The organism is Cyclobacterium sp. (genome assembly GCF_014762705.1).
Classification (GTDB): domain Bacteria; phylum Bacteroidota; class Bacteroidia; order Cytophagales; family Cyclobacteriaceae; genus Cyclobacterium.
In genome coordinates this window covers 1-7,883 of sequence record NZ_JABURL010000059.1, presented here as the reverse complement: position 1 = coordinate 7,883, position 7,883 = coordinate 1, and the positions used below count along the sequence as shown (strand labels likewise).

Below are 7,883 nucleotides of genomic sequence, written 5' to 3'. Positions count from 1 at the left end.
AAATCGGCTTATTTTGCTTATAAAGCCACTTTTTTTCTTAACTTAATAGCATTGTTAAGGGGTTAAGGGGGATTCTAACGAGAACTCAAATTTTTAAGCCATAAAAAAAACTTTAAAAACCTGTCTCACAAACCCTATTTTTAATTTCTCGATCGATTTTCCATTTTCATAAAAATCCCCCCACTCTCCGCCGCGGCGGAGGGATTTGGATACGTTCGGATTTACGGTCACGGTATTACCGGAGAGTTTTATCAGCCCGTCGAAATGGCTCCAATTCAGCTTTCACCAGGCATCCCGGCAAATTACCGTCTCAAGGCCTCCAAAATAGCATACTAAATCCAATCATAGAGAACAGATAAGTCTCATAGATTTTTTCTATCGAAAAAAAATTTACATGCATAAAAAAATTGGTACATTGTAGAACGTAAAGCTCAAAAATAAATCGATTCTTAGTTATGGAAAAAAACACAAACCCAAATGCAAAGCTATCAGACTTCAATGATAGTATGGCAAAATGTCCCTTCCACGGAGGAGCATTGAAACAAAGCGCCGGTGGTGGCACAAGAAACCGCGATTGGTGGCCCAATCAGTTGAAGTTAAACATACTCAGACAACATTCATCCATGTCCAATCCCATGGGAGAAGACTTTGACTATGCAGCCGCTTTCAATTCCCTGGATCTGGCTGAGGTAAAAAAGGACCTGGAAGAAGTCCTGACTACCTCCCAGGAATGGTGGCCGGCAGATTATGGCCATTATGGTCCCTTTATCATCCGGATGGCCTGGCACAGCGCCGGTACCTACCGGATTTCCGATGGCCGTGGAGGCGGTGGCACAGGCAGCCAACGTTTTGCTCCTTTAAACAGCTGGCCGGACAATGCCAACCTGGACAAGGCCCGGCTCCTGCTCTGGCCTGTGAAACAAAAATATGGAAAGAACCTTTCCTGGGCAGATTTGATGATCCTGGCCGGAAATGTGGCCCTGGAATCCATGGGCCTTGAAACTTATGGTTTTGCCGGTGGACGGGAAGACGTATGGGAACCAGAGGAAGACGTGTACTGGGGTTCTGAAGCCGAGTGGCTGGGAGACAAAAGATATACCGGAGACCGGGAACTGGAAAACCCTCTGGGGGCGGTACAAATGGGTCTGATATATGTGAACCCTGAAGGTCCGAATGGTAAGCCGGATCCGGTAGCCGCCGCGCGTGACATCCGTGAAACCTTCGGCCGAATGGCCATGAATGATTACGAAACCGTTGCCCTGATCGCCGGTGGACACACTTTCGGTAAAACCCACGGAGCGGGAGACCCCACCCAATATGTAGGTCCGGAGCCTGCAGCTGCAGGCATAGAAGAGATGGGACTGGGTTGGAAAACCACCCTTGGATCTGGTAACGGCAACAATACCATTACCAGTGGACTGGAGGGAGCCTGGACCACCACTCCCACAAAATGGAGCAATAATTTCTTTGAAAACCTGTTTGGCTACGAATGGGAGTTATTTAAAAGCCCCGCTGGTGCCAATCAATGGCGACCAAAAGATGGGGCGGGTGCAGGTACCGTGCCTGATCCACACGATCCTTCAAAAAGTCATGCTCCCTTTATGCTGACTACTGACCTGGCACTAAGAATGGATCCGGAATACGAAAAGGTATCCAGACACTTTTATGAAAACCCTGATGAGTTTGCCGATGCCTTTGCCAAGGCCTGGTTTAAACTGACCCACCGGGACATGGGGCCAAAGGCGCGCTACCTGGGACCGGAAGTACCACAGGAAGACCTTATCTGGCAAGATCCAGTGCCCGCAGTGGATCACGAGTTGATAGACAGTAAGGATATTGCTGATCTGAAAAAGAGAATTCTGGATACCGGTCTTACTGTTTCTGAACTGGTTGGAACCGCCTGGGCATCTGCCTCCACTTTCCGTGGATCAGACAAAAGAGGAGGGGCCAATGGTGCCAGAATCCGCCTTGCCCCGCAAAAGAATTGGGAAGTAAACAACCCAGGTCAGTTGAGCAAGGTACTGGATAAGCTGGAAGGCATACAGGAAACTTTCAACGGATCTCAATCCGGCAACAAAAAGGTTTCCCTGGCAGACCTTATTGTACTGGCAGGTTGTGCAGGAATCGAGCAAGCAGCTAAAGCAGCCGGTCATGAGGTGGAAGTGCCTTTCACTCCCGGAAGGACAGATGCCACCCAAGAGCAGACAGATGTGGAGTCCTTTTCCATTCTGGAACCTGCTGCGGATGGCTTCCGTAACTACCAGGCTTCCATGCACCAGGTAGCTGCAGAGGAAATGCTCGTTGACCGCTCACAGTTAATGACGCTGACTGCACCGGAGATGACCGCCCTTGTGGGTGGCATGCGGGTGTTGAATACCAACTTTGACGGATCCAGCCACGGGGTTTTCACCCATAAGCCAGGTCAACTATCCAATGATTTCTTTGTCAACTTACTGGATATGGGAACCAGCTGGAAGGCAAAGGATGATTCCGACAAGGTATTTGAAGGCAGGGACCGCAAAACCGGACAGGTCAAGTGGACGGGTACCCGTGTAGACCTTATTTTTGGTTCCAATTCAGAGTTAAGGGCCATAGCTGAAGTGTATGGCTGCAGTGATGGCAAGGAAAAATTTGTACGGGACTTTGTCGCCGCCTGGGATAAGGTCATGAACCTGGACAGATTCGATCTGTCTTAAAGCTAAAGCGAATTTCGATTTAATAAAAAAAGGTGATCCGTTTCCAGATCACCCTTTTTTTATGGATAATTCGTTAATCATTCCTGTGGAAAAGCAGATCGACCCCGCCAACTTCCTTTATTCAGTATATGCTTAGGGCAGCAGGCGTGAAAATAAAATGGCTTTAGCACAGGTTTATATTTTTACAGGGGGCTTATCTTCAACCAGAAGCTTTTTATACCATTCTGACAACCTTTTTGCCACATGACAAATATTATATTCAACTTTTTTCAAAAATGTTTCTCTGATAGGGGCATAATCTTCCAATAAAGTCGATTTTACCAATTCGGCCAGCTCCTCTTTATTGTGGGAGGAAGCCACCTTGCAATTTGGGATTCCATCAAGGATTTCGCCTACATCCCCAACCGGTACAGACACTACCGGAAGGTCACAATAAAGTGCTTCTTTGATTACCTGGGGGGAGCCTTCAGAAATAGACGTCATCAACAGGCAATTTGACGCCAACAAGACATCCCTCACCTCTTCCCTGCTCCTATTCTCCATGCATTGGTGTTGTATATTGTTTATACCCAATTGCTTTAAGGAATCCATTACTTCCAAAAACAGGGGGAAATTTTTCACCTCCCGCTTGGGACTAGCGGGAAACAATACCATAAAGTCATCGGTTCTCTTTTTTACATGATTCCGTTTAGGCGAAAAAAACAATGGGTTGGCGCCGCAGTGCAAAATTTCAACATTTGGGTTGATGTTTTCCACTTCCATTTTCATTTGCTGATTTTGTACAAAAACCAAATCAACTTTTTTGAGGATCTTTTTGGTTATCCAAACATGCCAGTAATTGCTGCCCCAACTTTGTATATCACAACCATGTAAAGTCATGATTTTTTTTATTTTTGGCCTGAAAAACAATAAGAAAATTCCAGAAATACCATAGTGGATATGTGCCCCGTCATATTTATTGGTGGCCAGCTTAAATGGGATCATGAAAATTGACTTCAGGTATTCCAATTTACCGCGGTGGATCCCGTCAATTAAAAAGATTTCAGCTTCCAGGTCCACCTCTTTTTGAACATTTTCAATTTGTTCCTTAATAAAAATCCCATCCGATGGATGGTTTGGAGTAGGATACATATTGGTTATAAATAAGATTTTCATGGTTTTGTGATTACATTTTTACAAAGTGTCCGCGGTTACTTCTGCTTAAGTTTTTTTCCCTGGGTTGTGCCAGACCCATCAGGTAAGGTCTAAGGTTTTCCTGTGCTATTTTCTCCCATAAGTGACCCGACATTTGTTTCCTGATTTTTTCAGGTTGATACTTTTCCATGCGCTGTACCAAAAGTTGAAGACCCGAAACCACATCTGCCGTTTTATCCTGAATCAGCACTCCATTTTTTTCATTAATAACTTTTGCATTTTCATGGGTAGCAGTTGCCAGGACTGACAGGCCTGAAAGCAGGTATTCATAGGTTTTTGTAGGAGGTTGGTTTTGAAAATAATGGGTAATCGGCACATAGGAAACCCCTATATTGCTCTTTTCAAAGTAAGGCTGCAATAAGTCGTTTTGAACGTAACCTTCGGTGGAAATGACCTGCTGAAGGTTGTTTTTTTGAATATAGGCCATTATTTCCTTCAACTCATCTCCGGGACCATTTCCCACTATGGTAAGATGGAGTGGCCTGTTTATATTTTCTCCAAGTGATCCCAGGTAAAATTGATGAAAGCCTTTAATAAAAGTCATCATGTTTCTGTTTTCCAATGTTCCTACATATAGCAGATAGAGGCCGTCTTTCTTGGAATTTTCAGTTGAAAAACATTCTCCTCCCAGGGGTAAAATGTGCGCGTCTTTTAGCCCAATTTTTCTGGCCAGATTCTCACTTACGATACTGATATGCTCAAAACCCTTACACTCATTTACCAATAAAATGTCTTTCAAACGGTTTTGAAGGGGGCTATCATCAACTGTGGCGGTCCGGATGTCCACAATGAATGTCCTCGAGGTATTGAGCCACCTGATGATGGAGCAGCCCACAAAATAAACCATGAAAATCAGGTCATAGGGATGATTCCGGATCTCCTTATGGACAGCGGTCAAAAATCTTACATACCGTTGTAGGGAGTTGCCGTTTCTTGAAATATACTTGATTTCTATTCCCTCCTGATGGATACGGGGCAGGCCGTAATCCCAGGAAAGGTGGGTAATGTTAAAATCTTTTTTTAAGTAAACACTGTATTTGTAGGGGTCCACATGATAACCATATTGGGCCCTGTTTACAATTAATACCTTTATTTTTGGTGGAGGGTTCATGATCTTTCACTAAAGCTTTGCCCGATTAGTCCCAGTATGGAAGCTAAACTGAAATCCATGTTGATTGTAAATTGACAGGACAAAAAGTCTCTATGATCCAATAAAGTAAAATCAGCTTGCCGTAGCACAGACATCCATCATTTTTGCCTGATGGATTCGCTAAAACAATTTTGTTCGAATTAAGATCGTCAATAAAAACCAATTGAAGCGTCACTGGGAACCCTTTGGCCTGGGTATTGGAGTTGGGAAAGGGTATGGCAGTCTCGTTTGGCCAGAGATTCCCACGGCTTTCACCGCTCAAAACCATCTTTAAGTCTACCGATGGGTTATTATTTACCATGATGATTTTTAAATAGTTATAAACAAATACCCTCATCCCGATTTCTGCGTTTTATAAAATGCTAATTTTCGCCGTGACAGTAGCGCCCGGCATCGATATAATTAGTAACAATTAAATGGATATTTATGATGTTACCGAAAAAATCCCCCTTACCCTCCGCCGCGGCGGAGGGATTTTGGTTGCGATCGATTTGGAAATCCAGGCTTAACTTTTCCAAAGTTCTAAACTTTGGAAAAGTTTGGAGTTACAGGTGATTTTCATTTTTGCGTAAAAAATTCCTCCCGACTCTGCCCTCCGCCGCGGAGGAGGGATTTGCCTATTTTCCGATGACGGTTTTTTAACGAAATTCAATCGAACTCAAGTTAGTAGCTTTTTAAAGAGAGCTGAATTTATACTTTTTCAATTCATTGGTGAGATAAAAATTTTTGTACCACAGTTCCAATGAAAGGATCATAAAAAGGTGTTTGGTATAATCTTTCTTATTGGACACATGCATCCAAATCATTTTTTCAATAAATTTAATATTAAAATAATTCCGACTAAAGGAACCTGAACTTTCTACTAATTGCAGTAAGGTATCGGAAAGCTCCTTTTTAAACCAGGCTCCAATAGGCGTTTCAAAAGCCCTCTTTTTTCTATTAATGATCGATGCAGGTAACCATTGCTCAGCGGCTTTGCGGAGCACAAACTTGGTCACCTGTCCATTCAATTTCATTTTTAAGGGCAGGGTTTCTATAAAGTTTATTAAATCAATATCTAAAAAGGGCACCCTGTTTTCTATAGAATTGGCCATGGTAATTTTATCGTTAAACAACAGGAGCTGATCCGGCAATAAACTACGGGTATCGATATAGAGCAGCTTGGACAATGAACTACCGGAAGGGTCTGCCCGGTTGTATAGGTTTTCAAAAGCAGCTTTCTGGTCATCCTGGATTAAAGGATGCAAACTATCCTGATATAAATCCGCTTTCAAAGAGGGGGTAAACAGGGTATAAATTCCAATAAAGCGTTCTAATTGCTTTTTAAACTGCGAAGAATAAATTACCCTGTCTAGTTTATGATTGGTGGGGAAAATTTTCGAAAGGAGAGATAAGGGCAGCAAGGACAATATCTTTTGATAATCGCCTATAATTTTTTCTCCTTTATACCTGTTATAGCCGGCCATCGGTTCGTCGGCACCTTGCCCGCTAAGCACCACTTTAACCGACTGGGATGCCAATTTGGACACGTGAAACAGGGCAGGTACCGGGGGGGCAGCAATGGGCTCTTCGGTATAATAAAAGGATTTGAAATAGTAGGCCATATACTCCTTCCGGCTGAGATAGATTTCCTGATGATCCGCATTGATCCATTTGGCAGTATCACGGGCATCTTCCAATTCATTGAATTTTCCCTTTCCCTTAAATCCCACTGTAAAGGTTTGAATGGGGCTGGATGAATTGTTGCTCATTAAATATCCTAAAACTGCAGAGTCCAGGCCGCCGCTTAACAATAAACCTACCGGAACATCACTCAGAAGCTGCCTCTTTACCGCCTGCTCCAATAATCTTTTATATTCCAGGATGGCATCATCTAACCTGATGGTATGATCGATCTTTTGGGTTTTGTCCCAGTACCTGACAAAACGAAGACTGCCATTTTTACTGTATTCCAAATAAGTAGCTGCTTCAAGCTTTTTGATATCCTTAAAAAGTGTTTGAGGGGCAGGATTAAAATTTAAGGTCAGGTAAGTATTAAGTGCCGATGTATCAATTCCCCTGGAATAGTCTGTATTATTTTTTATGACTTTCAGTTCAGAGCCAAATATTAATTTATCCCCTTGGCTAAAATAGTATAGCGGTTTAACGCCAAACTGGTCACGAACAAGAAATAACTTTTCTTTTTTCTTGTCCAGAAAAGCAAAGGCAAAAATACCGTTGAACTTCTTTACCGCATCAATACCATATGCTCTAAGATAATACAATATCGTCTCGGTATCAGAGTGGCCTTTAAAAGAAACTCCCTTCAATTCTTCTCTTAATGATAAGTGATTGTAGATTTCTCCATTAAATACGATGCCATAATTGCCGCAATCTGTAAACATGGGCTGACTTCCGGCTTCGGAAAGGTCTAATATAGATAGCCGGGTATGGCCCAGAAACACACGATGAGGCCCCATACTGGTCTGAATAAGCCCTCTCTCATCGGGCCCTCTGTGATGAATCAGATCAATATGCTCAGGTAATAACTTACTGTTTATATTTCCTGCAATTCCACACATAAAAACAATTATTTAAAGGGTTTGAAATAATGTTATTCAGAATGAGTTTGAATCGAAAAACCAATCCCTTCGGCAGGCTCAGGAAGCAGAAGCGCTGGGGCTACCGATGACGTGTTCGTTAAATCACTGAAATTCAACATGATAATAAACCACATCGTCATCCCGATTTCTGCGTTTTTTAAATTGTTAATTCTACCGATGACGTATTAAATTCCGATTTTACAGAGGAAAACCACCGAAAAAATTAATAGAAATCGAAGATTCATATTTATATACGCAAAG

Annotated in this window: 5 protein-coding genes; 1 reads left to right on the top strand and 4 read right to left on the bottom strand. The window is 42.8% G+C overall.

From position 1 onward, the window contains the following. Window positions 1–455 precede the first annotated feature (455 nt). Window positions 456–2,696: a catalase/peroxidase HPI gene (katG, locus tag HUJ21_RS11125; protein WP_291369757.1), complete on the top strand. Its 2,241-nt coding sequence runs from the start codon at window positions 456–458 to the stop codon at window positions 2,694–2,696. 174 nt (window positions 2,697–2,870) lie between these two features. On the opposite strand, the gene HUJ21_RS11120 is transcribed toward katG, so the two are convergent. The 4 genes from HUJ21_RS11120 to asnB all read right to left on the bottom strand — a co-directional run bounded on the left by HUJ21_RS11120 (window position 2,871) and on the right by asnB (window position 7,601). Then, entirely contained in the window at window positions 2,871–3,851 is a 981-nt protein-coding gene (locus HUJ21_RS11120) for a glycosyltransferase family 4 protein (protein ID WP_291369755.1), read from the bottom strand. Between the two features lie 10 nt (window positions 3,852–3,861). Continuing rightward, window positions 3,862–5,001: a glycosyltransferase gene (locus tag HUJ21_RS11115; RefSeq protein ID WP_291369753.1), complete on the bottom strand. Its 1,140-nt coding sequence runs from the start codon at window positions 4,999–5,001 to the stop codon at window positions 3,862–3,864. A 43-nt stretch (window positions 5,002–5,044) separates the two neighbouring features. Then, complete coding sequence (locus HUJ21_RS11110) at window positions 5,045–5,377, bottom strand: hypothetical protein (protein WP_291369751.1); 333 nt, start codon at window positions 5,375–5,377, stop codon at window positions 5,045–5,047. 337 nt (window positions 5,378–5,714) lie between these two features. Further along, window positions 5,715–7,601, bottom strand: a complete 1,887-nt coding sequence (gene asnB / locus HUJ21_RS11105) for an asparagine synthase (glutamine-hydrolyzing) (RefSeq protein ID WP_291369749.1) — start codon at window positions 7,599–7,601, stop codon at window positions 5,715–5,717. Window positions 7,602–7,883: the final 282 nt, after the last annotated feature.